The sequence below is a fragment of the Micromonospora fiedleri genome (genome assembly GCF_016774385.1).
Classification (GTDB): domain Bacteria; phylum Actinomycetota; class Actinomycetes; order Mycobacteriales; family Micromonosporaceae; genus Micromonospora; species Micromonospora gifhornensis.
In genome coordinates, this window is sequence record NZ_JAETXL010000006.1 from 317,631 (window position 1) to 342,122 (window position 24,492).

General features: G+C 70.7%; 20 protein-coding genes and 1 pseudogene. 8 read left to right on the forward strand and 13 right to left on the reverse strand.

The window, feature by feature from the left end; translation table 11 throughout:
* Positions 1–6 precede the first annotated feature (6 nt).
* From JMF97_RS18550 to yidC, 4 genes and pseudogenes are all read left to right on the forward strand, one after another.
* Entirely contained in the window at positions 7–777 is a 771-nt protein-coding gene (locus JMF97_RS18550) for a hypothetical protein (protein ID WP_203222692.1), read from the forward strand.
* Positions 778–844: 67 nt separating this feature from the next.
* The gene (locus JMF97_RS18555; protein WP_203220259.1) at positions 845–2,233 is read left to right on the forward strand and encodes an IS701 family transposase; all 1,389 of its coding nucleotides are present in this window, start codon (positions 845–847) and stop codon (positions 2,231–2,233) included.
* A 211-nt stretch (positions 2,234–2,444) separates the two neighbouring features.
* On the forward strand, positions 2,445–2,726 hold the full coding sequence (locus JMF97_RS18560; protein WP_203222693.1) for a DUF6412 domain-containing protein: 282 nt from the start codon (positions 2,445–2,447) through the stop codon (positions 2,724–2,726).
* Positions 2,727–2,884: 158 nt separating this feature from the next.
* Positions 2,885–3,760 (forward strand): annotated as a pseudogene (gene yidC / locus JMF97_RS18565) (membrane protein insertase YidC); the annotation flags it as partial.
* 59 nt (positions 3,761–3,819) lie between these two features.
* Here yidC and JMF97_RS18570 read toward each other — a convergent pair.
* The 4 genes from JMF97_RS18570 to JMF97_RS18585 are packed head-to-tail and all read right to left on the reverse strand — an operon-like array spanning position 3,820 to position 9,356.
* Entirely contained in the window at positions 3,820–6,153 is a 2,334-nt protein-coding gene (locus JMF97_RS18570) for a beta-xylosidase/alpha-l-arabinosidase (protein WP_203222694.1), read from the reverse strand.
* Positions 6,154–6,191: 38 nt separating this feature from the next.
* Entirely contained in the window at positions 6,192–7,052 is an 861-nt protein-coding gene (locus JMF97_RS18575) for a carbohydrate ABC transporter permease (protein WP_203222695.1), read from the reverse strand.
* A 1-nt stretch (position 7,053) separates the two neighbouring features.
* Positions 7,054–8,052, reverse strand: coding sequence for a carbohydrate ABC transporter permease (locus JMF97_RS18580; protein ID WP_203222696.1), 999 nt, complete (start codon positions 8,050–8,052; stop codon positions 7,054–7,056).
* Positions 8,049–9,356, reverse strand: coding sequence for an ABC transporter substrate-binding protein (locus JMF97_RS18585; protein ID WP_203222697.1), 1,308 nt, complete (start codon positions 9,354–9,356; stop codon positions 8,049–8,051). The genes JMF97_RS18580 and JMF97_RS18585 overlap by 4 nt, the downstream gene beginning before the upstream one ends.
* 139 nt (positions 9,357–9,495) lie before the next feature.
* On the opposite strand from JMF97_RS18585, the gene JMF97_RS18590 reads away from it, so the two are divergent.
* Together JMF97_RS18590 and JMF97_RS18595 are read left to right on the forward strand one after the other, a co-directional pair.
* The gene (locus JMF97_RS18590; RefSeq protein ID WP_203222698.1) at positions 9,496–10,503 is read left to right on the forward strand and encodes a LacI family DNA-binding transcriptional regulator; all 1,008 of its coding nucleotides are present in this window, start codon (positions 9,496–9,498) and stop codon (positions 10,501–10,503) included.
* Between the two features lie 168 nt (positions 10,504–10,671).
* Positions 10,672–11,700: a hypothetical protein gene (locus JMF97_RS18595; RefSeq protein ID WP_203222699.1), complete on the forward strand. Its 1,029-nt coding sequence runs from the start codon at positions 10,672–10,674 to the stop codon at positions 11,698–11,700.
* Positions 11,701–11,773: 73 nt separating this feature from the next.
* Here JMF97_RS18595 and JMF97_RS18600 read toward each other — a convergent pair whose 3' ends face one another.
* From JMF97_RS18600 to JMF97_RS18610, 3 genes are read right to left on the reverse strand one after another with little or no spacing between them, the layout of a single operon-like run.
* Positions 11,774–12,232, reverse strand: a complete 459-nt coding sequence (locus JMF97_RS18600) for a hypothetical protein (RefSeq protein WP_013734544.1) — start codon at positions 12,230–12,232, stop codon at positions 11,774–11,776.
* Positions 12,207–12,830 (reverse strand): RNA polymerase sigma factor, encoded by a 624-nt coding sequence (locus JMF97_RS18605; protein WP_013734545.1) that lies wholly within the window; start codon positions 12,828–12,830, stop codon positions 12,207–12,209. The genes JMF97_RS18600 and JMF97_RS18605 overlap by 26 nt, the downstream gene beginning before the upstream one ends.
* Positions 12,827–14,140: a S8/S53 family peptidase gene (locus JMF97_RS18610; protein ID WP_203222700.1), complete on the reverse strand. Its 1,314-nt coding sequence runs from the start codon at positions 14,138–14,140 to the stop codon at positions 12,827–12,829. The genes JMF97_RS18605 and JMF97_RS18610 overlap by 4 nt, the downstream gene beginning before the upstream one ends.
* A 189-nt stretch (positions 14,141–14,329) precedes the next feature.
* On the opposite strand from JMF97_RS18610, the gene JMF97_RS18615 reads away from it, so the two are divergent.
* Positions 14,330–16,939 (forward strand): CHAT domain-containing protein, encoded by a 2,610-nt coding sequence (locus tag JMF97_RS18615; protein WP_203222701.1) that lies wholly within the window; start codon positions 14,330–14,332, stop codon positions 16,937–16,939.
* A 91-nt stretch (positions 16,940–17,030) separates the two neighbouring features.
* Here the strand turns inward: JMF97_RS18615 and JMF97_RS18620 are convergent, their stop codons facing one another.
* Genes JMF97_RS18620 through JMF97_RS18645 form a run of 6 tightly spaced genes read right to left on the reverse strand, consistent with a single transcriptional unit; the run spans position 17,031 to position 22,917 of the window.
* Positions 17,031–17,933, reverse strand: a complete 903-nt coding sequence (locus tag JMF97_RS18620) for a DUF6807 domain-containing protein (protein WP_203222702.1) — start codon at positions 17,931–17,933, stop codon at positions 17,031–17,033.
* The gene (locus JMF97_RS18625) at positions 17,930–18,547 is read right to left on the reverse strand and encodes a hypothetical protein (protein ID WP_126710723.1); all 618 of its coding nucleotides are present in this window, start codon (positions 18,545–18,547) and stop codon (positions 17,930–17,932) included. The genes JMF97_RS18620 and JMF97_RS18625 overlap by 4 nt, the downstream gene beginning before the upstream one ends.
* Positions 18,531–19,415, reverse strand: a complete 885-nt coding sequence (locus tag JMF97_RS18630) for a carbohydrate ABC transporter permease (RefSeq protein ID WP_203222703.1) — start codon at positions 19,413–19,415, stop codon at positions 18,531–18,533. The genes JMF97_RS18625 and JMF97_RS18630 overlap by 17 nt, the downstream gene beginning before the upstream one ends.
* On the reverse strand, positions 19,415–20,398 hold the full coding sequence (locus JMF97_RS18635; protein WP_126710721.1) for a carbohydrate ABC transporter permease: 984 nt from the start codon (positions 20,396–20,398) through the stop codon (positions 19,415–19,417). The genes JMF97_RS18630 and JMF97_RS18635 overlap by 1 nt, the downstream gene beginning before the upstream one ends.
* A gap of 31 nt (positions 20,399–20,429) precedes the next feature.
* Positions 20,430–21,767 carry an ABC transporter substrate-binding protein gene (locus JMF97_RS18640; RefSeq protein ID WP_203222704.1) on the reverse strand — a complete coding sequence of 446 codons (1,338 nt, stop codon included), beginning with the start codon at positions 21,765–21,767 and terminating at the stop codon, positions 20,430–20,432.
* A 19-nt stretch (positions 21,768–21,786) separates the two neighbouring features.
* Positions 21,787–22,917 (reverse strand): LacI family DNA-binding transcriptional regulator, encoded by a 1,131-nt coding sequence (locus JMF97_RS18645; protein WP_203222705.1) that lies wholly within the window; start codon positions 22,915–22,917, stop codon positions 21,787–21,789.
* A gap of 237 nt (positions 22,918–23,154) precedes the next feature.
* Here JMF97_RS18645 and JMF97_RS18650 point away from each other — a divergent pair, with 237 nt between their 5' ends.
* The gene (locus tag JMF97_RS18650; protein WP_203222706.1) at positions 23,155–24,483 is read left to right on the forward strand and encodes a Gfo/Idh/MocA family protein; all 1,329 of its coding nucleotides are present in this window, start codon (positions 23,155–23,157) and stop codon (positions 24,481–24,483) included.
* Positions 24,484–24,492: the final 9 nt, after the last annotated feature.

A 24,492-nucleotide genomic window follows, 5' to 3' on the forward strand; every position in this document is an offset into this window, starting at 1 on the left:
GACCCGATGGGCGCGTTACGCAGGCCGTTCCTGCTGCTGGCCATGCTGGCCCTGGTGCTGGCGGTCGGCGTCGAGGTCGGTGCCGGGCTGCTGCTGGGCGGCTCGGACGCCGGGCCGGCGCTGGCCGGTAGCGCCGCCGACCTGGGTGTCGAGGTGTCCGACGTGAGCGGGGTCAGCGAGCCGTCCGGGCGGGGCACCGGGTACCTGGCGCTCGTCGACGCGGCGGCGCTGTGGACCACCGGGCTGTTCTGCCTGGGACTGGTACTCCCCGAACGGATCCACGGGCGGGTTCAGGGGGTCGCCACCCTGATCTTCTCGATCGTCCTGATCATCGTGGCGATGCTGGCCCTGGTGATCGCCTTCGTCGAACTGTCGATCATGGTTTCGCTCTTCCTGGCGCCGCCGTTCGGCACGCTGGCCTATCTGGCGCTGTGGGGCTTCTTCCCGGTCGGGGACTCGGCCGTCCTGCTCGGCCTGGTGCTGCTGCTCAAGCTGGCCTGGGCCGGCCTGCTGCTGCTCGCCCAGCCGAAGTTCCTCCAGAACAAGGGCCTGGTGCTGCTGATCGGGACCAGCCTGCTCTGCACGGTGGTGCTGGAGTTCCTGCACCGCCTGGTACCGGTGATCCTGGTGAGCATCCTCGACGATCTCGGTGCGATCGTCTTCGCCGTGATCGCGATCATCTGGGCCCTGGTGCTGCTGATCGGCGCGATCCCGGCGATCGTCAAGGCGATCCGCGCCACCGCCGCTCTGCGCGCCGAACCCGATCCGCACCGCTAGTAGTGCTTTGTTAGGTCGTTGTGGCGTGTCGCTTGTATGAGCGTCGTGCTGGTGTTTGGGTGCGTGCGTGGATGAGCGGGAAATCGCTCGGGTGCGGGCGCAGTTGGAGGACTTCGCGGCAGGGGTGTTCGCGGGGTTGCGGCGGTCGGACCAGCGAGCAACCGGTCTGCGGTATCTGCGTGGGCTGATGCTGGACGGCCGGCGTAAGTCGATGCAGCCGATGGCCGGACGACTCGGGGTCGATCACCAGCAGTTGCAGCAGTTCCTGACTTCCTCGACCTGGGATGTCGCCGGTGTACGACGGCGGCTGGCGGCGGCCGCGGTCGACCTGGTGGCGCCGCAGGTGTGGGTGGTGGACGACACCGGGTTTCCCAAGGACGGCAAGGCATCGGCGTGTGTGGCCCGGCAGTATTCCGGCACGCTCGGCAAGGTCGCCAACTGCCAGATCGCCGTCAGCGTCCACGCGGCGACCGACGCCGCCTCGGCGGTGCTGAACTGGCGGCTGTTCGTGCCGGAGTCATGGGACGACACCTGCGTCCCCGGCCCGGACGGCAAGCCCGCGAACGCGCACGCCCGCAGGCTGCGCCAGCAGCCGGTCACGCGCGACCAGGCCGGGGCGAAGAAACCACATGTGCGTGTGCAGGTGCCGCCTGCCGAGCAGATCGACCAGATCCGCCGGCGGCGCACGGCATCGAAGGTCCCCGACGCCGAGCGGTACCGGCCGAAGTGGCTGATGGCCCTGGAAATGCTCGACGAGTTGGCCGTATGGGGGCTGCGTCCGCCGCTGTTGACCGCGGACGCCGGCTACGGCCAGGTCGCGGAGTTCCGTCAGGGCCTGACCGAACGCGGCATCAGCTACATCGTGGCGACCACGTCGAGCACCACGGCTCAACCCGGTGACGCCCAGCCCGTCGAGGTCCCTTACGCCGGAGTCGGCCCCCATCCCACACCGAAGTACCCCCACCCTGCTCGCAGCCTGAAGGACCTGGCCCTCGCCCACGGCGCCGACGCGGCGCGTCTGGTGCGCTGGCGTGCCCGGCTACCCGCACCCGACCGCGACCCCGACCGGCCCGTCGGTGACCTGTCCGGACACTTCTTCGCCCTGCGGGTGCGCCCCGCCGGCCGGGCCGTCCGACGCGGACCGCACCGCGGTGACGACGGTGTCCTGCCCGAATGCTGGCTGCTCGTGCAGTGGCCTCCCGGCCAGGACGAACCCAGCGACTACTGGCTGTCCGACCTGCCCGCCGACACACCACTTGCCGAACTGGTCCGCCTGGCCAAGAGCCGCTGGCGCGTCGAGCACGACTACCGCGAACTCAAGACCGCCCTCGGCCTCGACCACTTCGAAGGACGCTCCTGGATCGGCTGGCACCGCCACGTCACCCTCGCCGCGGCCGCCCAACTGTTCCTCACCCAACTGCGGCTGGCGCGCCCAAAAGCAGTGGGGCAGACCTGAGCCTGTACGCCGTCCTGCGGCAACTGCAGTACCTACTCGCGACCTGGCTCGGGTTCTGCCCCCTCTGCCGCCAACTCGTCCCAACCTAACAAAGCACTACTAGCGCGTGTCCCGACAATCTCGCCCTCGGGGACACCCGGCCGGCACTCGGGAACACCCGGCCGGGACTCGGGGACACATGCTGGTCGCGCCTGGCGGCTATGGTTGTCCTGTGATCGGGCTCGGCATGCTCTGGTACCTCGTCGGCATTCTCGCCGACGTAGGTGCCACCGGCCTGGTCACCGGCACCGCCGCGGCAACCGGCGTACTGCTGACGGTGGTGCTCTCCGCGGCGAACCTGCTCCGCCGGGTAGTCACCCCGGCCGAACTGCGGGTCACCCGCCGGTTGATGCGCGAACGCTCCGGCCGCACCGGCGTACCCCGGCACCGTGATCCGGACGCGGCGGGCCGCGCCCGTCCCAGGGCTCCGACGGCGACCCTCGCGGTCGCCTGAGTCTTCTCTTTCCGCCGCTCGACGGCGACCGCACCTGACTGGTTCCTGCCCGTTGTCAGTCATCGGTCGTTCTTCGAGAGGTGCACCATGTCCAATTCGCCCACCCGCCACGCACAGCACACCGGGGGCCGCCGGTGAGTACGGTGTTCAGCCCGCTGATGGCGGTGATCTACGCGGGCATCTCCGCGATCCTGCTGTTCTGGCACGGCGCCTGGCAGTTGGTCTTCGACGACGCGCCGCTGCTCGGCACCAACTGGTCGTGGGTGCTCGGCATCGTCTTCCTGGTGCTCACCGTCCGGGCCGTGCTCTTTCCGGTCTACGTCAAGCAGATCAAGGCGCAGCGGGCGATGCAGGCGTTGCAGCCGCAGATCAAGGCGCTGCAGGAGAAGCACAAGGACGACCGGGAAACGCTCCAGAAGGAGCTTGTCGAGCTGTACCGGGCGGGGCAGGCCAATCCGCTGATGGGCTGCCTGCCCATGCTGGTGCAGATTCCCGTCTTCCTCGGTCTGTTCCACGTGCTGCGGCATCTCAAGCCGTCCATGCCGGAGCACATGAAGACGCTGTACGGCTGGACGGTCACCCAGTTCGACAGCGCGTCGACGGCGACCCTGTTCGGCGCTCCCGTCGCCGCCAGCTTCCGCTCCGGCACGCAGGAGTTGGCGCTGCTCGGCGCGGACGGAGTCACGGTCCGGGTGGTCGCCGCCGTCCTGATCGTGATCATGATCGCGACCACCTACCTGAGCAGCCGGCAGATGATCCTGCGGACCGGTTGGGCCGAGGATCCGCAGCAGAAGATGATGCAGCGGTTGATGCTCTACGGCATTCCGCTGTCGCTGCTGGTCTCCGGTCTGATCTTCCCGATCGGCGTGATCATCTACTGGGTCACCACGAACCTGTTCTCCCTCGGGCAGCAGACCTGGGTGCTCCGCAAGTACCCGCCGCCGCCCGTCAACGGTGTCGCCGCCCCGACGGCAGCCACCGACGCCGTCGCGTCACCACCACCGAAGGTGGGGGCCAAGCCGAAGAAGCGGCGCTGACCAGCCGGACCCTGGTGCGTGGCCTGGGAGGGAACGCACCAGGGTCCGGGCGGTGGTCAACGCAGGTGCGAGGTGGTCCAGCGGGGCGAGGAGGTGGTCACCGGGGCCAGGTCACCGACCAGGACGGTACGGGCCTGGACGGCGCGGTGGGCGCTGGTGCCGACCCAGATGTCGACGTCGCCGGGCTCCACCACCCGGGTGAGCGTGCGGTCGGAGAAGGCCAGTCGGGTGGTGGGCACGGACAGCTCGACCGTGACCGACTCCCCCGGCTCCAGGTGGATGCGGCGGTACCCGAGCAGCTGCGCCACCGGCCGGGTCACCGAGGCCACCAGGTCGTGGCCGTAGAGCTGGACCACGTCCTCACCGGCGACCGCGCCGGTGTTGGTGACCCGGACGCTGGCGTGCAGCGTGCCGGTGGTGGGCACGGTGTCGGACACGGTCAGGTCGGCGTACGCGAACGTGGTGTACGACAGGCCGTGGCCGAACGGCGCCACGGGTGCCGCCGACAGGCTCGTCACCTCGTTGCCCTCCCCCAGCGTGGGGTGCAGGTACGAGTACGGCTGCGCCCCCGCCGAGCTGGGCAGGGTGATCGGCAGCCGGCCCGACGGGTTGACCCGCCCGGAGAGCACGCCCGCGATCGCCCCGGCACCCTCCTCGCCCGGGAAGAACGCCTGCACCACTGCCGCGCAGCGGTCCAGCGCCCAACCCACCCCGTACGGTCGCCCGCTGAGCAGCACCAGGACGACCGGGGTGCCGGTGTCCAGCACGGCCTCGACGAGTTGGCGCTGCACGCCGGGCAACTCCAGGTCGTCACGGTCGCAGCCCTCGCCGACGGTGCCGCGCCCGAACAGGCCGGCGTGGTCACCGACGACCAGCACGGCGACGTCCGCGTCGGACGCCACGGCGACGGCCTCGGCGAAGCCGGACCGGTCCTCGCTGTCCACGGCGCAGCCCGCCGCCGAGGTGATCTGCTCGGCACCGAACTCGACCCGCAGCGCGTCGAGCACGGTGGGCACCTCGATGCCGGTCTCCACACCGGGATGCTGGACGAGCACGTGGTTGAGGAAGGAGTAGCACCCGAACAGCGCCGCCTCGCGGTCGGCGTTCGGGCCGATGACCGCCACCCGACGCCCCGCCGGCAGCGGCAGCACCCCCTGGTTGGCGACCAGGACGATCGACTTCTCGGCCAGCCGACGGGCGATCGCCCGGTGCTCGGGCGAGTCGAGGTCGATCTGTTGCGCCGGCTCGTCGTCGAAGGTGGCGTCGAGCAGACCCAGTTCGAGCTTCTGGCGCAGCACCCGCAGCACCGACCGGTCGATCAGGGCCTCGTCGATGCGGCCGGTACGCACCGACTCGATCAGGGTCAGGTAGGCGTCGCCGGTCGGCAGTTCGACGTCGACACCGGCGGTGAGCGCCTGCACGGCCGCCTCGGCGTGGTCCTCCGCGACGTGGTGCAGCAGGTTCAGGAACGCCACGCCGTAGTAGTCGGCCACCACGGTGCCGTCGAAGCCCCACCGGTCGCGCAGCAACTCGGTCAGCAGGGTCGGATCGGCGGCGACCGGCACGCCGTCGATCTCGGCGTACGAGTGCATGACCGAGCGGACGTTGCCGTCGAGGACCGCCATCTCGAACGGCGGGAGCAGCACGTCGGCGATCTCCCGGGGACCGGCGTGCACCGGGGCGAAGTTGCGCCCGGCCCGCGAGGCGGAGTAGCCGACGAAGTGCTTCAGCGTCGCGTGCACGCCCTCGGACTGCAGGCCGCGCACGTACGACGTGCCGAGGGTGCCGACCAGGTACGGGTCCTCGGCGATGCACTCGTCGACCCGACCCCAGCGCGGGTCCCGAATGACGTCGAGCACCGGGGCGAGCCCCTGGTGGATGCCGAGCGTACGCATCACCGTCCCGATCGCCGCGCCCATCTCGGTGACGAGATCCGGGTCGAACGCGGCGCCCCAGGCCAGCGGAGTGGGGAAGGTGGCCGCCTTCCAGGCCGACAACCCGGTCAGGCACTCCTCGTGCACGATCGCCGGAATGCCGAGCCGGGTGCCGGTGACCAGTTCCGACTGGAACTTCCACAGCCAGGAGACGCGGGCGGCGGCGTCGACCGGACGGGTGCCGTACGCCCGGGTGAGGTGGCCCAGCCCGTGCCGGGAGAAGGTCTCCAGCCGGCCGACGTCGCCGAACTCGCCCTGCAGCGGAGCGACCGCCTCGCCGTCCTCCTTCTCCCAGAACCCGACGAGCTGCGCGACCTTCTCCTCGATCGTCATCCGGCCGAGCAGCTCACGTACGCGCGACTCGCCGTCTGGCCCGTCCCGCCCGTCCGGCCGGTCGTGGCGCGGACCTGGTTGAGCCGGCGCCGACGCGCCCACCACTTGACGGACCTCAGTCATGCTGTGCCTTCCATTTCTGGTGCTCGTGCGGCTGCCGCTCAGCCCTTGACCGCACCTTGCAGGCCTCCGACGATCTGCTTTTCGGCGAAGGTGAAGAAAAGTAGGGCTGGCAGCATCGCCAGCGACGTGAAGGCGAGGATGCCGGCCGTGTCGGAGCTGTACTGACTGGAGAACTGCTGCACGCCCAGCGGCAGGGTGTGCAGGCTGGCGTCACCGAGCACGAGCAACGGCAGGAGGAAGGCGTTCCAGCTGGTGACGAAGGCGAGGATGCCGACGGTGACCAGCGCCGGCCGCGACAGCGGCAGCATGATGCGCCAGAGGAAACCGAGCCGGCCGGTGCCGTCGATCGCCGCCGCGTCCTCCAGCTCACGGGGGATGGCCGTCAGGAACGGCCGCAGGATGACGATCGTCAGCGGCAGCGAGAACGCGACCTGCGGCAGGATCACCGCGTAGTACGAGTTGATCAGGCCGAGGTCGCGCAGCATGAGGTAGAGCGGCAGGATCGCCGCCCCGGCCGGGAACAGCAGTCCGAGGGTGAAGAAGGTGTAGAGCGCCTCACGCCCGCGGAAGGTGTAGCGGGCCAGCACGAACGCGGCGGAGACCCCGAGGGCCACCACCCCGAGCGTGGTGCCCAGGGACACCACGGCGCTGTTGAGCGCCTGCCGCCAGAAGTTGGCCTGGGTCAGCACCCGGATGTAGTTGTCGAAGACCCACGGGTCGGGCATGCCGGCCGGGTTGGCGACGATCTGCGGGGTGGTGCGGAAACCACCGATCACCACGTAGATCACCGGCGTGATCGACACCGCCGCGACCGCGAGCGCCAGGGCGTAGGTCAACGGGTTGCCCCAGGCCACCGGGCGGCGCTTGGCGGGCGACAGTACGGGGTTCGCGGTCGTCACGTCACTTTGCCTTTCTGGTGATGGCGCCCTCGATGTCGCGGCGGAGCAGGAAGCGTTGGAACAACACCGCCGCCACGAACGAGATGACGAACAGGATCACCGCGATCGCGTTGCCGTAGCCCCAGAGCCGGGCGAAGAAGCCGTTGTCCACCATGTAGGTCGCCATGGTGGCGGAGGCGCCGAGCGACCGTACCGCCGGCACCGAGGTCACCCAGATGACGTCGAAGACCTGCAACGAGCCGATCATGGACAGGAACATCCAGATCCGGATGGTCGGGCCCAGCAGCGGCAGGGTGACGTGGCGTTGGATCTGCCACCAGCTCGCCCCGTCGATCTGGGCGGCCTCGCTCAACTCCTGCGGCACGTTGGAGAGCCCGGCCAGCAGCAGGATGATGGCGAACCCGACGTACTTCCAGGTGAGGACGAACAGCAGCGTCCAGATGACGAAGTCGAGGTCGGCGAGCCACGCCTGCACCAGACCACCCAGCCCGATCGAGCGCAGCAACGCGTCGAACGAGCCGTTCTCGGTCAGGATCAGCTTCCACATGATGCCGACGGTGACCTCGGCCAGCACGTACGGCACGAACGCCAGCAGGCGGAACAGCGTACGGCCGCGGAAGTGGCGGTTGAGCAGCAGGGCGACGCCCAGTGCGATGGGGCCCTGGATGAGCAGCGATCCGAACACGATGAACGCGTTGTTGCGCAACGCGTCCAGGAAGATCGGGTCCTGGAAGGCCATGACGTAGTTGTCGAAGCCGATGTACTCGGTGGGCGGTCCGACTCCACGCCAGCGGAACAGGCTGTAGTAGAAGGCGAAGCCGATCGGCACCAGGACGAACATCACGTACACGACGATCGCCGGGGTGGTGAGCCCGATGATCTCGTACCACTTGCGTCGCGTCTCGGCGGCCCGGCCGGATTTCCGATCGGCGGGCCGGAGCCCCGCCGGCGGCGCGGACACGCCGCCGGCGGGGTTCAGGGTCTGGTTCGCGGAGCTCACTTGCGAGCGGCCGACTTCATCGCGTCGACGACCTGCTGCGGCGTCCCGTTGCCCGCGAAGATGGCGACGATTCCGTCGTTCATCGCGTTGCCGACGGTGCTGCCGAAGGCGGTGTCCAGCCAGAGCTGAACGTAGGTCGCGCTCGTGGTGGCCTCCAGGATGGAGCGCAGCGCCGGGTCCTTGACGCCGTCCTCGGCACCCTTGGCGGCGGGCAGGCCCTGGCCGGTCTCGGCGTAGCCCTTCTGCACCTCGGGGCTGACGATGTACTTGAGGAACTCAACGCACTCCGCCGGGGCGTTCTTGGCGCAGGCGAACCCGTCGCCGCCGCCGAGGGCCGCCTTCGGGTCACCGGGCGAGCCGCTGATCGCCGGCACCGGGAACCAGCCGATGAAACTGTTCAGCTTCTCCTGGTCCTCGGCGACGTTGTCCAGGGTGCCCTTGTTCCAGTCGCCCATCAGCTCCATGGCGGCCTTGCCGTTGGCGAGCAGGCCGTTGGCGCTGGTCGGGTCGTTCTGACCCGGGGTGGCGATGAAGTTGTTCTGGAACGGCTTGGTGTCGATGAAGGCCTTCAGGTCCTCGCCGGCCTTGAGGAAGCACGGGTCCTCGAAGTCGAGGTCCTTGGCGGCCTTCTTCAGGGTGTCGACGGAGCAGGCCCGCAGCGCGAAGTTGTACCACCAGTGGGCGGCCGGCCACTTGTCACCGGCGCCGACCGCGATCGGCACGACGTTGATCGCCTTGAGCTTGGTGACGGCATCGTTGAGCTCGTCGAACGTGGTCGGCGGGGCCGTGATGCCAGCCTGCGCGAACATGTCCTTGTTGTACCAGATGCCCTCGATACCCATCCGGAACGGCAGCCCGTACTGCTTGCCGTCGACGGCCCAGATCTCGGCGGCGCCGCCGATGTTGGCGACCTCGTCCTTCACCTGCTCGGTGATGTCCTTGAGGTAGCCGGCCTCGACCTGCTCGCGGATCTCACCGCCACCCCAGGCCTGGAAGATGTCCGGCGGGTCGTTGCTCAGCAGCGCGGCGGGCAGCCGGGTGCGCTGGAGCTGGTTGGTCTCGATTCCCTCGATCTCGATGGTGACCGTGGGGTGGAGCGCGTTGAAGTCCTTGGCAACCTTCTGCCAGTACTCCTTGCCGGGACCGTCCTCACTGGCGTTGTGCCACCAGGTCAGGGTCACCGGGTTCTTGTACAGCTCGCTCTCGGCGGGCTCTTCGGACTCGCCGCCGCTGCATCCGGTGGCAAGTAGTGCGGTGGTGATGGACAGCGCTAGGACGGTTCGTACGCGGCGCTTTATAGCCATCGGTATCTCCTCGACTAGTCAGTCGCGGTGCTCGGCCTGCGGGGGAGTTTTACAGCCGTGTAACCGAGTGTCAATCGGTGTCGATAACGTTTTCGATACGCCGCTCATCGAGCCCCGGACGCCCTCTATCATCGTCGGCGTGGCGTTCCCGCAGCGTGTCAACATGTCGGACGTGGCCCGCGCGGCCGGCGTCTCCGTGGCAACCGTATCCAAGGTGGTTAATGGCAGGTACGGCGTGGCGCAGGCGACCGTGGAGCGGGTTCAGCAGGTCATCCACCAGCTCGGGTACGAGGCCAGCCTGGGCGCGCAGAGCTTACGCAGTCACCGCACCAACGTCCTGGGCATCCTCGTGGCCGAGTTCGAGCCCTTCTCCACCGAGTTGCTCAAGGGCGCCTCGGCGGGGGTCACCGGCACCGGCTACCAGTTGCTCGCCTACTCCAGCGGCGACGTGGCCGGTACGGCCGTCGGCTGGGAACGGCGCTCGCTGGCCCGGCTGTCCGGAACGCTCATCGACGGTGCCGTCATCGTCACGCCGACGGTGGTGGAGACCAAACAGGGCTTCCACGTCGTCGCCGTCGACCCGCACACCGGTCCCTCGGGGCTGCCCACCGTCGACTCCGACAACTTCGCCGGCGCCGTGCTGGCGACCAACTACCTGCTCTCGCTCGGTCACCGCCGGATCGGGCACATCAGCGGACGCGCCGACCTGGAGTCGTCGCGGCTGCGTGAGGCGGGCTTCCGGCAGGCCATGGCCGACGCGGGTGTGACGGTCGACGAGCGGCTGGTACGCGTCGGCGGGTTCCGCATCGAGAGCGCCGCCGGCACGGCCGCGGAACTGCTCGCCCTCCCTGACCGGCCGACCGCGGTCTTCGCCGGTAACGACCTGTCCGCGATCTCCACGATCGACGTCGCCCGGAACATGGGCCTGTCGGTGCCCGACGACCTGTCCGTGATCGGCTTCGACAACGTGCCGGAGTCGGCGCTGGTCAACCCGCCGCTGACCACGATCATGCAACCGATACAACGGATGGGCGCCGAGGCGTTGCGCCTGCTCGTCGACCTGATCGCGGGGGTGGAACGCGACATCCACATCCGGCTTCCCACCGAGCTGGTCGTCCGCGCCTCCTGCCGCGCCGTACCGGACTGACCCCGGTCACCCTCCGAAGGAGTTTGCCGCTCTTCGCGCCATCTGACAGCACGACGACACCACGACGGTATTTTCCGGGTCGCCACCGGCTCCGGAAAGGCGTAACCGCGCCGACACGGTACGGAAACGCCGGGTCGGCCAGTCCCCGTCGATGGGAGAAACGCTGTCATGAGCAGTGCAGGAAGACGTGTCCGCAGAGTGGTCCTGGGCGTCGTCGCGGGTGCCGCGCTGGCCGGTCTGCTGTCGGTCACCGCAGCCGTCGCCGCGCCCCTCGCGGCAGCCGACCGGGCCGCCCCGACCGCCCGCACCGACGTCTACATCAAGGATGTCGACGGCGACGTAGGGCTCCAGCCGCACTTGCTGGGCCCGCTGTGGGCCAGCCCCGACATCAAGGTCTGCCCGACTCCCGTGGAGTGTGCCACCAGCCAGAACCCGATCGTCGGAGTGACCAACTACATCTTCGTCAAGCTGCGCAATCCCGGGCCGTACGGCGCGGGCACCAGCTTCGGAACGCTGCACGTCTACCGGACGACGCCCGGTGGCGGCGCGACCTGGCCGGCCCACTGGACGCACATCGGCGCGGCCACCGTCGCCGCCCCCGCGGGCGTCACGACGGTCACCATCCCGTGGACGGGAGTGCCCGGGCCGGGTCACTTCTGCCTGCTCGCGCGCTGGGTGTCCGACACCGACCCGATGGTCCCCGAGGGCCCGGACATCAGCACCAACACCCGGCAGAACAACAACATCGCGTGGCGCAACGTCGACTCGGTACGGCTCAACGCCGGTCAGACGAATCCGGCCGTCCGGCCCTTCGCCATCGGCAACTCGCTGCGGGTGCCGTCCGCCAACGACCTGGTCTTCGAGGCGACCCAACCGTTGCAGGGCATCGGCGGCCGGGTCGTCGTCGACCTCGGTCCGGACCTGTTCGAGCGCTGGCGGGCCGGCGGCGCGGTCGGCACGGGCGTACGCGCCGTCGGCCGCACCCAGGTGGAGATCGTGGAGCCCACCCGGGCCAGTCTCGGTAACCTGCGGCTCAACCCCGGCGAGCGGGTGGAGTTCTCGCTGCTGTTCACCGCGACGGCCGCGTCGGACCGGGAGATCGCGTTCAACGTGACCCAGTTCGGCCCGGATGCCTCGGGGGCCAAGCGGACCGACCTCGGCGGCGTGCAGTACCTGATCAGCGCGGTGAAGCGGTAGTGCGAGGGGGTTGCGGCCCGGCCGGGCCGCAACCCCCGTCAGCGCGGCCTACCCGGCCGGCGACCCCGCGGTGTCAGCGCAGGCAGACCCAGTCGGTGGCCACGGTGAACCCGCCGGCCTCGGCGAGCAACTGCACCGGACCGGGCGGCGGGACGCCGAGGGAGAACAGGCCCACGGCGTCGACCGAGGTCTCGTCGTAGGTGCCGTCGGCGGTCCGGGCGCTGACCCGACCGCCCTCGGCCGGGCAGAGTTGACCGACGACTCCCGCGGCGCTGACCTCGATCTCCAACACGATCGGGCCGCCCCGGAAGGACAGGGTCCGTACGGATGCACCCGACCGGGTCTGCCCCACCGGCTCGTACGCCGAGTCGAAGGTCAGCTCGGCGAGGGTCAGCTCGGCGTCCACCGTCCGCCAGGCGAATGCCGCCCGCGCCGCGGTCAGATATTCCTCGGGCACTCCCCCGGCGTTCCACAGCGCCGCGCCCAACTCCACAGTCAACCGGTCGTCATCGACCGGCGGCCACGGCTCCATCGCGTTCACCCGCCTTCGACGATGCGGACCGATCAGGAACAAGGTACGGCGCGAGGGCCGGACAGTCGCGCAACCTGCGCAGACAACGGGCCTGGGTCGGCCCGATGCTGCCGACCGGTACGCCCAGCCGGTCGGCGATCTGCCGGTAGCTCAGCGGCGGATCGGCCGTCAGCAACGCGAGCAGTTCCTGACAGCGCGGCGGAAGCTGGGCGAAGCTCTCCCGCAACGCCTGCCGACGCTCCGCGCGCAACAGGTCCTCGTCCGGCGCCGCGACGTTCGCCCAGGTCCCGTGGTGCGCCTCCAGCGCATCGTCGGACGGGTCCACGGGTCGGGTACGCCGACCGAGCCGCGACATCCGGTAACACTCGCGCCGGGTGGTGACGGCCAGCCAGGCGGCCAACGCCTCCGGGTCGCGCAGCCGGCCGAGTTGCTCCACCAGCCGCAGCCAGACGGTCTGGTTGACGTCGGCCGCGTCGGCACCGGTCAGGTCGTGCGAACGGATCACCGAATACACCAGCGGGGTGTACCGGCGTACCAGCTCGACCCAGGCCGACTCGTCCCCGTCCGCGGCGGCGACGACCAGCTCCCTCGTGCTCACGGCACCAGCACTCCGTAGTCGGGGTGCCAGCGGGGTTGCGCGAGCAGCGTCAGCCGGGCCGCGTCGGCGCTCAGCCCGCCGGCGGTCATCAGGGCGGCCAGGCGACCGCTGACGTGTGCGGTGGCGAACGACGTGCCGGCCCAGCTGGCGTAGCGGTGGAACACGCGGGTCGGTCGTCCGGGCAACGGCATGATGCCCGCGACGTAGGTGCTGTCGTGCCGACCGAGGGCGCAGGCGTTGACCCACGGCCCGTACCCGCTGTAGTCGGCCGGTACCAGTCCCGCCGGGCCCAGGCTGAGCGCCGCCACCGCCACCACCCGCTCCAGCGCGGCCGGCCACAGTGGCCGGCGGAGGCCGGCGTTGCCCGCCGCCGCCACCACCGCGGTCGTCGACGGCAGCGCGGCCAGGGCGTTGGCCAGTGGCAGCGAGGGCTGGTCGTCGAGGGTGTAGCCGCCCAGGGACAGGTTGACCACGCTGACCTCGGGCGACAGCCGGCTCAGGGCGGCCACCACCATCGACTCGTCGCCGATGCCGGTCGGGTCCAGGGCCGCTTCGGGATCGACCCGTACACCGGGCGCGGCCTGACGCACCACCCCGGCGACGAAGGTGCCGTGACCGCCCTGCGGGGCGAGCACGTCGGCGTACGTGTAGAGCGGGTCCTCGTCGTCGGGCTCGGGCAGGTAGGCGCCGTCGAGCCAGTGCGGATGCTGCTGGCCGGCGTACCGCCAGATGCCGGTGTCGCAGACCCCGACCGTCACCCCCGCGCCCTCGGCGAGCCGGGTCGGGTCCGGTGGCGGCAGCGCGGCGACCGCCCGGGGCGGCCCGGACGGGTTGCCCATGATGTTGCCCAGGCCGAGCAGCACGTGGTGCGGTTGGACCCGCGGGACCGGTTGGCCGGACCACTGCCGGGGGTCGCGCAGCATCCCCACGATCGCCGGAATGTCGGTCTCCGTGGCGAACAGCAGTAGGGTGACTCCGGCGAATCCATCGCCAATGGTGACCGAATGCCCGCGGCTTCTCAGCCAGGCGGCGACCCGACCGGCATCTGCGGCGGCGGCGAGCAGTTGCCGAGGACGGTAAAGGAATTCGCGTCCGGCGACGATGTGTCGCCGCACATTGCGGTCCGCATCCAGCACCCGGGCGAAGGCGAGTTGGTATGCGGTGTCGTCGGGGTCCTGGTCGGCGCGCGATGCGGCCGCCCTCGACCCGATGCCCAGTGGGATGGCGGCCGCGGCCAGCGCGGAGGCGGTCAGCAGTCGCCGTCGGGACAGCCGATGGGAATTGCCCGTTCGGGGATAGTCAGGAAGCAAGAGTCCTCCCAGATAGCCCAGGAAACGGCAAGTCACTGGTGGCGGGCAAGTCGAATTCCGCAGGCCTCGCCAATTCTTCCAAGCAATCGGCATATGTCAATGGCCTGTCCGGGTGACCGCAATGCGGCCACACCCGTGAGACGATTCCCGGGCATTGACAGTACGCGATAGCTGGTGAAACCTTCTCTCATGCCCGACAGCACCGCTGCCGGTGCCGGCATCGCTGCGCTGGCGCTCGACACCGTCCAGCGCCGCCCACGTGAGGCGATCACGATCGCCCAGCGGGTACTCACCACCAGGCACGTCGACGACGACGCACGCTCCACTGCGGAGCGGGCCATCGGCCTGGCGCTGCGGGAACTCAACGACCTGACCGGCGCGCTGCACCACCTGCGCCGGGCGGTCCGCGCCGCCGAGTCGGCCCGGACCCGCGCGCTGGCCCGGATGAGCCTCGGTTACGTCCTGGCCACCGCCGGCCGCACCTCGGCGGCCCTGCGCGCGGTGACCGCCGCGCTGCCGGAACTCACCGGCGCCGACGCCGGGCGGGCCCGCATGCAGCGCGGGGTGGTGCTGCACTACCGGGGCCGGTACGACGAGGCGGTCCGCGACTACGGGCTGGCCATCGACATCGCCCAGCGTGCAGGCGATCTGCTGCTGGAGGCGCGGGCCCGCAACAACCGGGGGCTGCTCAACGCCCACCGGGGCGGCAACGGCGACGTCGACGACCTCACCCGGGCGGCGAGCATCTTCGGTGAACTCGGGCTGGACCTCGCCGCAGCCGACGCCCGCTGGAACGGCGGCATCGCGGCCGGCCGACGCGGTGACATCGCGGGCGCCCTGCGCCGGTTCGCCGCCGTCGGCGAGGAGTACCACCGCCTCGCCGTACCTCGACCGGCGCTGCTGCTGGACCGCTTCGAGTTGCTGCTGTCGGTGCCCCTGGTCGACGAGGCGACCGAGGTCGCCGCCGCAGCGGTCGACGAACTGCGGCGGCGGGGCATGGCCTCCGACCTCGCCGAGGCGCTGCTGGCCCAGGCACGCGCCGCGCTGCTCGCCGGTGACCTGGACACCGCGACCGAGGCCGCCGCCGCGGCACGAACCCGATTTCGCCGGCAGGGTCGCCGCATCTGGGCTGCCTTCGCCCGACACGTCGAGCTGCGTGCCGAGTTCCGTCGCGGGACCCGCACCGCCGCCCTGTTCGCCGCGATGGTGCGGACGGCCGATCAACTCGACGCGACCGGCTGGCCGGATCCCGCGCAGCTCACCCGGATCGACGCCGGTCTGCTGGCGTCGGCGCTGGGTCGCGTCGACCGCGCCGCACAGTTGTTCGGCACGGTCGCCCGCACGCGGGGTCGGGGGACGGCGCCCCGGCGCGCCCAGGGCTGGTACGCCCAGGCGCTGTGGCATCGGCTGCGCGGCGACGAAGCCGCCGCCGCACGGGCCCTGCGTCGCGGGTTGGCCGTCCTCGACCGGCACCGGACCTCGCTCGGCGCCACCGAACTGCGGGCCAACAGCGGGGCGTACGGGCAGGAGTTGGCGGCCGAGGGACTGGACATCGCCGTCCGGGCCGGCGCACCGGCGCGGGTGCTGGCCTGGGCGGAGCGGTGGCGCGCGACCGCGCTGCGGAACCGGCCGGCGTTGCCGCCCGACGACGCCGAACTCGTCACGGCGCTTGCCGAACTCAGGCTGGTCAGTGGCCTGCTGGAGGACGCGGTGCTGACCGGCCGGCCGGTACGCGTGCTGCGCGGCCGGCAGGCCCGGCTGGAGCATCGGATCCGCGACCTGACCCGGCTGGTGACCGGCGCGACGACCACGCCGGCCCCGCCCCGGGTGGGTGAGCTGGCCGACCGGCTCGGCCCCCGGGTGCTCGTCGAACTGTTCGTGCACGGCGACCGGCTCGGGGCGGTGGTGGTCGCCGACGGACGGGCCAGCCTGCACGATCTCGGTCCGTCGGCCGAGGCGACCCGGCTGGCCCGCTGGCACCGCTTCGGGCTACGTCGGCTGATCGTCACCGGGGACTCGACGGCCGCCCGGACCGGCGCGGCGCACGCCGCGGCGGCGTTGGACCGGCAACTGTTCGACCCGCTGCGGCGGCGGCTGGCCGATCGGCCGCTGGTGATCGTGCCGGTCGGCGCGCTGCACGCGGTCGGCTGGGCGGGGTTGCCCACCTGCGCCGGCCGGGCGGTGACGGTCGCACCGTCGGCGACCGCCTGGCTCGCCGCCGCGCAGCAGCAGACCTGGGCGGGTACGCCGACACTGGCCAGCGGCCCACGACTGCCCGCCGGTGCGGTGGAGGTCAAGCGGCTCGCCGAGGTGCTGCCCACCGCCCGCCTGCTCACCGGGTCGAACGCCACCGCCGAGGCGCTGACCGCCGCCCTGGACGGCGCCCCGATGGTGCACATCGCCGCGCACGGCACGTTCCGCGCCGACAACCCCCAGTTCTCCACCCTGGAGTTGGCCGATGGGCCGCTGTTCGCCTACGAGTGGGAGCGCATCGCCCGACCGCCCGGCTGCGTGGTGCTCTCCGCCTGCGAATCAGGCCTGTCCGGGGTACGCCCCGGCGACGAGATCATGGGTTTCGCGGCGGTCCTGCTGGCGCTGGGCACCCGATGCCTGATCGCCACCGTGCTGCCGGTGCCGGCGGAACCCACCACCGAACTCATGGTGGACCTGCACCTGCGGATGCACGCCGGTGCCGAACCGGCGCAGGCCCTCGCCGCCGCCCAGCGGGCCTTCGTGGCCACCGGCGATCACACCGCCTCGGCCACCGCGGCCGCGTTCGTCTGCCTCGGCGCCGGCTGACCACGATGCGCAGTCGAGCTGGTGGGCACTGTCGGGCTGTGGCAGCGCACAAGCGGGTGGACGGCGTGTCGACCAGCTCGACTGCCACAGCTCACCGCAGGTCGGCGAGGGCGGCGGCGGTGTGGGAGGTGAGGGTGCCGTCGGCCACCACCACCCGGTAGTGGTTGCGGCGGCTGGTGCCGGCCGGGATGGTCGCGGTCCGCGCGAAGGCGAAGGCGACGCACACCCCGGGATACATGGTGGTCCGGACGAACCACCGGTCGCCCGGACCGAGACCGCTGAAGACCAGGGTGTACGCGCCACCCTCCGGTGACCGGCCGGTCATCGCCAGCCACGGATCGGCACATCCGTTGACCGTCTCCTCGCCGGCACGGGTGGCGGTGAACACCTCGGGTGGCTCGCCGGCCACCGCCCGCCAGAAGAACCCGCCGTAGCCGGCCCCACCGGGCCGGCCGTTGGTGGCCGGGCTGCCCAGCACGACGTCCCGGTCGGCGGGGGCGGTGAGCACGCTGTCCACATCGAGTCGCCAGGCCCCGCCTCGCGCGGGTGCCGAACTCGGCGCGCCGTCCCGATCCCGGCCCGCTGCGTCGGCCTGCTCCGGTACCGCTGCCGCGGCCAGGGTGCGTCGCTCGGTGAGCAGGACCGCGCCGGTCGGGTCGCACCAGTGCAGCAGGTGGTCGAGCCGGTCGGTCGAGCGGTGGTTCCATCCGGCGTGGACGATCCGACCGTGGTCGGCACGCCAGGTGTAGCCGAGGTCGCGGACGTAGGTGCGCCCACCCCAGAGGTTGGTGCCGTTGACGTCCTGCACCGCCAGGGAGGCCCCGAGATGCCAGACGTGGTCGGCGGGGAGCGCGTCGGTGACCCGGGTGCCGGCCAGGGTACGCACCGGATGCAGGTAGGGCCGCGGGCCGTGGGTGGCGTCCAGGTCGGGGGCGAGCACGTACCGGGCCACCGGCGTACCGTCGACAAGCAATTCCTGATCGTCGATGGTCATGACAGCTCCGCCCGGGTGAGCGGGCGACGGCGGGCGACCGCGTGCACGGCGGCCAGCGCGTACCCGGCGAGGATCGGCACCGCGACCGGGGTGACCAGCACCCCGAGCAGCACGGCGACGAGGCTGGTGCCGGCCAGCGCGGCGCAGGTCGCCGGGTGGTCGAGGCAGGCGCGGGCGGCCCGGGAGACCGCCGCGGGCCACCCGGTGCCCCCGGTGCGGCCGACCTCGACCACGATCGCGGCGGCGTACCCGAGCAGGGCCGCCGCCACCACGACGGTGACGGCCAACCCCACGCCGCCGCCCGGCACCCGGCCGGTGGCCAGGGCCGTCAGGTTTGTGGCGAGCAGCCCGACGGCGGCCAGCCCGAGCAGGGTGGCCGGCACGCCGGGCAGCAGTCCCCGACCGAACCGGGAGATGATCTGCCGGGCGGTGGGCCAACTGCCGGTGGCCAGCCAGTCGTGCACGGCGGCGCTGGCGGTGCCGATCGCCGCGCCGGCGGTCAGCACCGGCGCCGAGGCGAGCACGGTCAGGATGCCCACCAGCGCCAGATCGGCCCCATCGCGTACGGTGTCCCGCCAGTCGCGGCCCGGCGGCTGCTCAGCCCTTGATTCCACTTGTGTTGATCCCCTCGACGAGCATCCGTTGGAAGGCGACGAAGAACACGAAGACCGGCAGCAGGGAGAGCACCGCCATGGCGAACATCGGGCCGATGGCGCTCTGGCTTGTCGAGTCGATGAACAGGGTCAACGCCACCGGCACGGTGTAGTCGCTCAACTCGGACAGGAAGACCAGTTGCCGGAAGAACTCGTTCCAGGTCCAGATGAACGAGAAGATCGCCGTGGTGACCAGGGCGGGCCGGCTCAACGGCAGGATGACGTGCCGGAAGATGCCGAACGCGCCCGCGCCGTCGATCCGGGCGGCCTCGTCCAGTTCGCGCGGGATGCCCCGCATGAACTGCACCATCAGGAAGACGAAGAACGCCTCGGTGGCGAGGAACTGCGGGATCAGCAGCGGCAGGTACGGCCAGTCGCCGCCGACCAGGCCGAGGGTGCGGAACAGGATGTACTGCGGCACGATCAGCACGTGCGCCGGCAGCAGCAGGGTGCCGATCATGATGGCGAACCACAGCCGGCGCAGCCGGAACTTCAACCGGGCGAAGGCGTACGCGGCCAGCAGGCAGCTCACCGCGTTGCCGAGGACGGTCAGCAGGCTGACCATCGCGCTGTTGCCGAAGAACCGGCCGAAGCTGACGTCGAAGTTGCTCCACCCGTCGGGGTAGTTGCCCGGGGTGAAGTGCTCAGGCAGCAGACCGATGTTGCTGACGATCTCCTGCTGCGACTTGACCGAGGTGCCGATCATCCAGATCAGCGGGTAGAGCACGACCGCCACGATGGCCAGCAGGATGATCAGCCGCAGCCAGGATCGGCTGCGCGAGCGCTCCGGGCGGGCCGCCACGGGCGGGGCCACGGTGTTCGCCACCATCAGCGGTCCTCCCCGTCGGAGTAGTGCACCCAGAACCGGCCGGTGCTGAAGAAGACGGCCGTGATGAGCGCGATGGCGATCAGGAAGACCCAGGCCATCGCCGAGGCGTAGCCCATCTCCAGATCGGTGAACCCGGCGATGTACAGGTTCAGCGTGTACATCAGGGTCGAGTCGATCGGCCCGCCGGTGCCGTTGGAGAGCACGAAGGCGGCGGTGAAGCCCTGGAAGCCGTTGATGGTCTCCAGCACCAGATTGAAGAAGATCACCGGGGAGAGCATCGGCAGGGTGACGCTGACGAACTGCCGGAACTTGCCGGCCCCGTCCACCGCGGCGGCCTCGTACAGCTCGGTCGGCACCTGCTTGAGCCCGGCCAGGAAGATCACCATCGGCGCGCCGAACTGCCAGATGGCCAGCACCATCAGGGTCTCCAGAGCCCAGTCGGGGTCGTTGACCCAGGGCTTGCCCTCGATGCCGAACAGGGCGAGGAACGAGTTGAACGCGCCATCGCGGTTGAACATGTTCACCCAGACGATGGCCAGCGCCACGCTGCCGCCGAGCAGCGACGGCAGGTAGAACAGACCACGGAACAACCCGACCCCACGCCAGGCGCGGTTGAGCAGCAGGGCAACCCCGAGCGCCGCAGCCAGCTTCAGCGGTACGGCGATCAGCGCGAAGCGCAGCGTGACCCGGACCGAGTGCCACCACGATGGGTCGGCGGTGAACATCCGTTCGTAGTTGGCCAGCCCGACCCATTCCACCTCGGACCACGGGGTGAGGATGTCGTAGTTGGTGAAGCTGAGGTACAGCGACAACAGCATGGGTATCGCCGTGATGCCCATCAGGCCGATGAGCCAGGGCGACAGGAAGACGTAGCCGGCCAGACCTTCCCCGTGCCGGATCCGTCCGGTCCCGCGCCGGGTGGCGGGGGGTCGGACGGATCCGGTGCCGCGGCGGGTCGGGTCGGGCGCCGTGGTCAGGGCCACGAACTGCTCCTCTCCGGGTGACGCGGTGCGGTCAGGAGGCGATTGCCGCTTTGCAGGCCGCGATGAACTGGGCGGCGGCCTCGGCGGGGGTGGCCCGGCCGTACTGCGCGTTCTCGGCGGCCTTGGTCAGCTCGGCGCGTACCTTGCTGTGGCCCTTGATCGGCACCTGCGGCGCCTCGCCGAAGGTCTCGGCCAGCTTGGTCTCCACCTCGATGGACTGCTTCATCGCCGGGTCGGTGGTGTCGTCGCTGACCACCCGGCGCAGGTCCAGGTTGGACGGCAGACCCCGGTCGGTGCCGAGCAGCTTGACCGCCTCCTGGTCGTTGACCAGGAAGTTGATCACGTCGACCGCGATGTCGGCGTTCTTGCTGCCCCGGAAGACCGACCAGTACATCGAGGCACGGGCCCACTGGGCGCTCGGGTCACCGGGGTACGCGATGACGCCCAGTTCGTCGGCGGTGTTCTTCTTCAGCTCCGGCATCTGGTTGACCCAGACCCAGGAGGTGGCCGACTTGCCGGTGACCACGAGCTGCTTGGTGATGTCGGTGGCGTTGCCCTCGTGGATGACGTCGGCGGTCGGGGTGGCGCCGGCGTCCCGGGCCCCCTTCCACAGCTCGAACCACTTGGTCACGTCCTCGGCGGTGAAGCCCAGGTCACTGCCGGAGTAGAGGTCCTTGCCCTGCTGGCGCAGCCACACCCAGAACGCCTTGTAGTCGGCGCTCGGGTCCTGGGTGCCGGGCACGCCGGTCTTCTTGCTGACCTGCTCGGCCCAGGCGATGTGCTCCTCCCAGCTCATCCCGGTGGTCGGCTCGGGCAACCCGTTCTTGGTCAGCAGGGTCTTGTTGTAGACCAGGCCCTGGGTGTTCTCCCCGGCGGCCAGGCCGGCGAGCTTGCCGTCGACCACGCCGTACTGGAGCAGGCTGGGCGGGAACTTGGTGGTGTCCAGGTCACCGGAGTCCTGGTACTTCTTCAGGTCCAGGGTGGCGTTTCGGGCCGCGTACTCGGTGAGGTAGTTGTCGTCGATCTGGAAGATGTCCGGCGGGTTGCCGCCGGCGGTGAGGGTGGCCAGCTTGTCGAAGTAGCCCTGGTTTGCCTGCCAGGTGGTCTCGAAGACGACGTCCGGGTTCTTCTTGGTGTAGAGCTCCAGCGCCTGCGCGGTCAGCTGGTTGCGGGCGTCACCGCCCCACCAGAAGATGGAGATCTTGGTCTTGCCGTCGGACGCGTCGTCGCCGCCGCAGGCCGCGGCAGCCCCGACCAGGGGCAGGGCCACGACCGCGGCGAGCAGGCCGCGCAGCAGTCGGCGACGCAGCAGGGGGGTACGGTAAGTGCGCCCGTCGGGCGCGCTGGTGGGGTGCGTTGCGGGGTGCATGTGCGCTCACTCCTTGGCGTTAGGAGGCGACGACGTCACCGGCGGCCACTTTCGGGCCGCCCGGGTCCGCACGGCGATGCGGGCCCGGGCCTGCGGCAGCGGCACCGGGACGCTCCCGGCCGGCATACGGGCCCGGTCCGGTGGAGTCGCGGATGACCAACTCGGTCTGGAGCATTACCTGTGCGGTGGTGCGACGGACGCCGACTGTGGTCCCGGCACCGCCGGCCCGCCCGGTGCGCGGAAGGTCGGTGTCGTGTTGCAGCAACATGTCGACGGCCGTCCGGCCGGCGGCCGCGGTCGGGGTGGCCACCGTCGTCAGTTTGGGGCGGGTGAGGCGGCTCAGTGAGATGTCGTCGACCCCGACGACACTCACCTCCTGCGGCACCGCGACCCCGAGTGCGTCGAGCCCCTCCAGGAGGCCGATCGCCATCAGGTCGTTGTAGGCGAGCACGGCGCTGACCCCGGCCCGGCGGACCTGCTCCGCCTGGGCCAGTCCACCGTGCTCGGTGGGTGGGTTGGGGCCGAGCACGGTCAGCTCCGCGCCGGCCGTCCGGGCCGCCACACCGGCCGCGCGGCGGATCTCCCGGCTGGTCCAGGAACCACGCGGCCCTCCGAGCAGGGCGATCTGCCGGTGGCCGAGGCCGGCCAGGTGTTCGATGGCCGAGCGGGCGCCCTGACCGACGTCCATCAGCACGCACGGCAGACCGGCCAGCTGGCGGTTGACCACCACCAGCGGGACCTCCCGGCTGAGCTGCTCGATCAGGCTGTTGCTCATCCGTGGGCTGCACAGCAGCACCCCGTCGACCTGCTTCGCCAGGGCGTGGACCAGTTCTTCCTCGGCGGCGGCGTCCTCATTGGTGTCGGCCACGAAGACGTGGTAGTCGCGGTGCCGGGCCTGGCTCTCCGCCGCCTTGATCAGGGGCGGGAAGAACGGGTTCGCGATGTCCGCGATGATCAGCCCGATGTTGTGCGTACGGCCGGTGATGAGGGCGCGGGCGGCCCGGTTGGGGCGGTAGCCCAGGTCCTCGGCGCAGGCGAGCACGCGTACCCGCGTCTCCGGGTTGACCAGGTGGGGTGCGGAGAACGTGCGGGAGACGGTGGAGATGTGCACCCCGGAGGCCCGCGCTACGTCCCGGATCGTGACTGGCACTGCGGCCCCCTTCGTCGATGTGTCGGCGGTCACGGGTGCCGCCAATTAATGCAAACGGTTGCTCCAGTGTCAACGGCCGATGATTACAGCTAGGTTTCACGGCCGCGCTCGCCATGCCCTCCAATACTCATGAATCACCACAAAGGCCGCTGATTACTGACGCACCGTTGACGCCGAGGGATCGAGCATGATTACTTCGCTGCAAAGGTTTGCAGAGAGATCGAGGAGGATCGGTTCGTGTCTCCGCAATCCGGCAGACGGGCCCGGTACGCCGTGGTCGGCACCGGCGCCCGCGCCGAGATGTTCGTCCGCGCGTTGGTCCACGACCACGCCGACACCGCCGAACTGGTCGCCTTCGCCGACGTCAACCAGGCCCGGATGGACGCCCACAACCGCTGGCTCAGCGAGCTCGGCCATCCGCGGGTGCCCACGTACCACGCCGGGGACTTCACCGCGATGCTGGTCAAGGAGCGGGTCGAGGTCGTCCTGGTCACCTCGGTGGACGTCACCCACGACGAGTACGTGGTCGCCGCCCTGGAGGCCGGTTGCGACGTGGTCACCGAGAAGCCGATGACCACCGACGCGCCGCGCTGCCAACGCATCCTCGACGCGGTACGCCGCACCGGCCGGCGGGTCACCGTCGCCTTCAACTACCGCTACAACCCGCTGCACGAGCAGATGCGCCGGCTGCTCGCCGAGGGCGCGGTCGGCGAGATCGGCTCGGTGCACTTCGAGTGGCTGCTCGACGTGCGCCACGGCGCCGACTACTTCCGCCGCTGGCACCGCGACAAGGCCAGCTCCGGCGGGCTGATGGTGCACAAGGCCAGCCACCACTTCGACCTGGTCAACTGGTGGCTGAATGCCACACCCGTGCAGGTGTACGCGGCCGGACGGCTGTTCTTCTACGGCGAGAACGGCCGCCGGCACGGCTACGCCCGCGACTACGACCGGGCACACGCCAGCCCCGCCGCCGACGACGACCCGTTCGCGCTGCGCCTGGCCGAGCACCCCCGGCTCCGCGAGCTGTACCTCGACGCCGAGGCCGAGGACGGATACCACCGGGACCGCAACGTCTTCGCCCCCGGAGTCAGCATCGAGGACGACATGGCTGTGCTGGCCACCTACAGTACCGGCGCGACGATGACCTACCACCTCACCGCGTACGCCCCCTGGGAGGGCTACCGGGTGATGGTCAACGGCAGCCGGGGCCGCCTCGAACTGGAGGTCACCGAGAGCGACTACGTCAGCCCGGCCGCGGCCGGCGCGCTCAAGGGCGCCGCGCTGCACGGCGACCAGGCCGCCGCCGAAGGTGGCTCGGCCACACTGACCCTGCGTCCCTTCTGGTCCCCACCCCAACGCATCGAGGTCGACGGGTACACCCGCCACGGGCACGGTGGCGCGGACGCCCGGATGACCCAGGTCCTCTTCGGCGGGGCGACCGACCCGCTGCACCGGGCGGCCAGCGCCCGGGACGGCGCACTGGCCCTGCTCACCGGGTTGGCCGCCAACCGGTCCTTCGACACCGGCGCCCCGGTACGCGTCGCCGACCTGCTCACCCTCGACTGACCTCTACCC

Excerpts from the sequence above, each read along its gene's own strand:
- JMF97_RS18550 (WP_203222692.1), top strand. The coding sequence starts at position 7 with ATGGGCGCGTTACGCAGGCCGTTCCTGCTGCTGGCCATGCTGGCCCTG.
- JMF97_RS18570 (WP_203222694.1), bottom strand. The coding sequence starts at position 6,153 with ATGACTGAGGTCCGTCAAGTGGTGGGCGCGTCGGCGCCGGCTCAACCA.
- JMF97_RS18585 (WP_203222697.1), bottom strand. The coding sequence starts at position 9,356 with ATGGCTATAAAGCGCCGCGTACGAACCGTCCTAGCGCTGTCCATCACC.
- JMF97_RS18595 (WP_203222699.1), top strand. The coding sequence starts at position 10,672 with ATGAGCAGTGCAGGAAGACGTGTCCGCAGAGTGGTCCTGGGCGTCGTC.
- JMF97_RS18600 (WP_013734544.1), bottom strand. The coding sequence starts at position 12,232 with ATGGAGCCGTGGCCGCCGGTCGATGACGACCGGTTGACTGTGGAGTTG.
- JMF97_RS18615 (WP_203222701.1), top strand. The coding sequence starts at position 14,330 with ATGCCCGACAGCACCGCTGCCGGTGCCGGCATCGCTGCGCTGGCGCTC.
- JMF97_RS18620 (WP_203222702.1), bottom strand. The coding sequence starts at position 17,933 with ATGACCATCGACGATCAGGAATTGCTTGTCGACGGTACGCCGGTGGCC.
- JMF97_RS18630 (WP_203222703.1), bottom strand. The coding sequence starts at position 19,415 with ATGGTGGCGAACACCGTGGCCCCGCCCGTGGCGGCCCGCCCGGAGCGC.
- JMF97_RS18640 (WP_203222704.1), bottom strand. The coding sequence starts at position 21,767 with ATGCACCCCGCAACGCACCCCACCAGCGCGCCCGACGGGCGCACTTAC.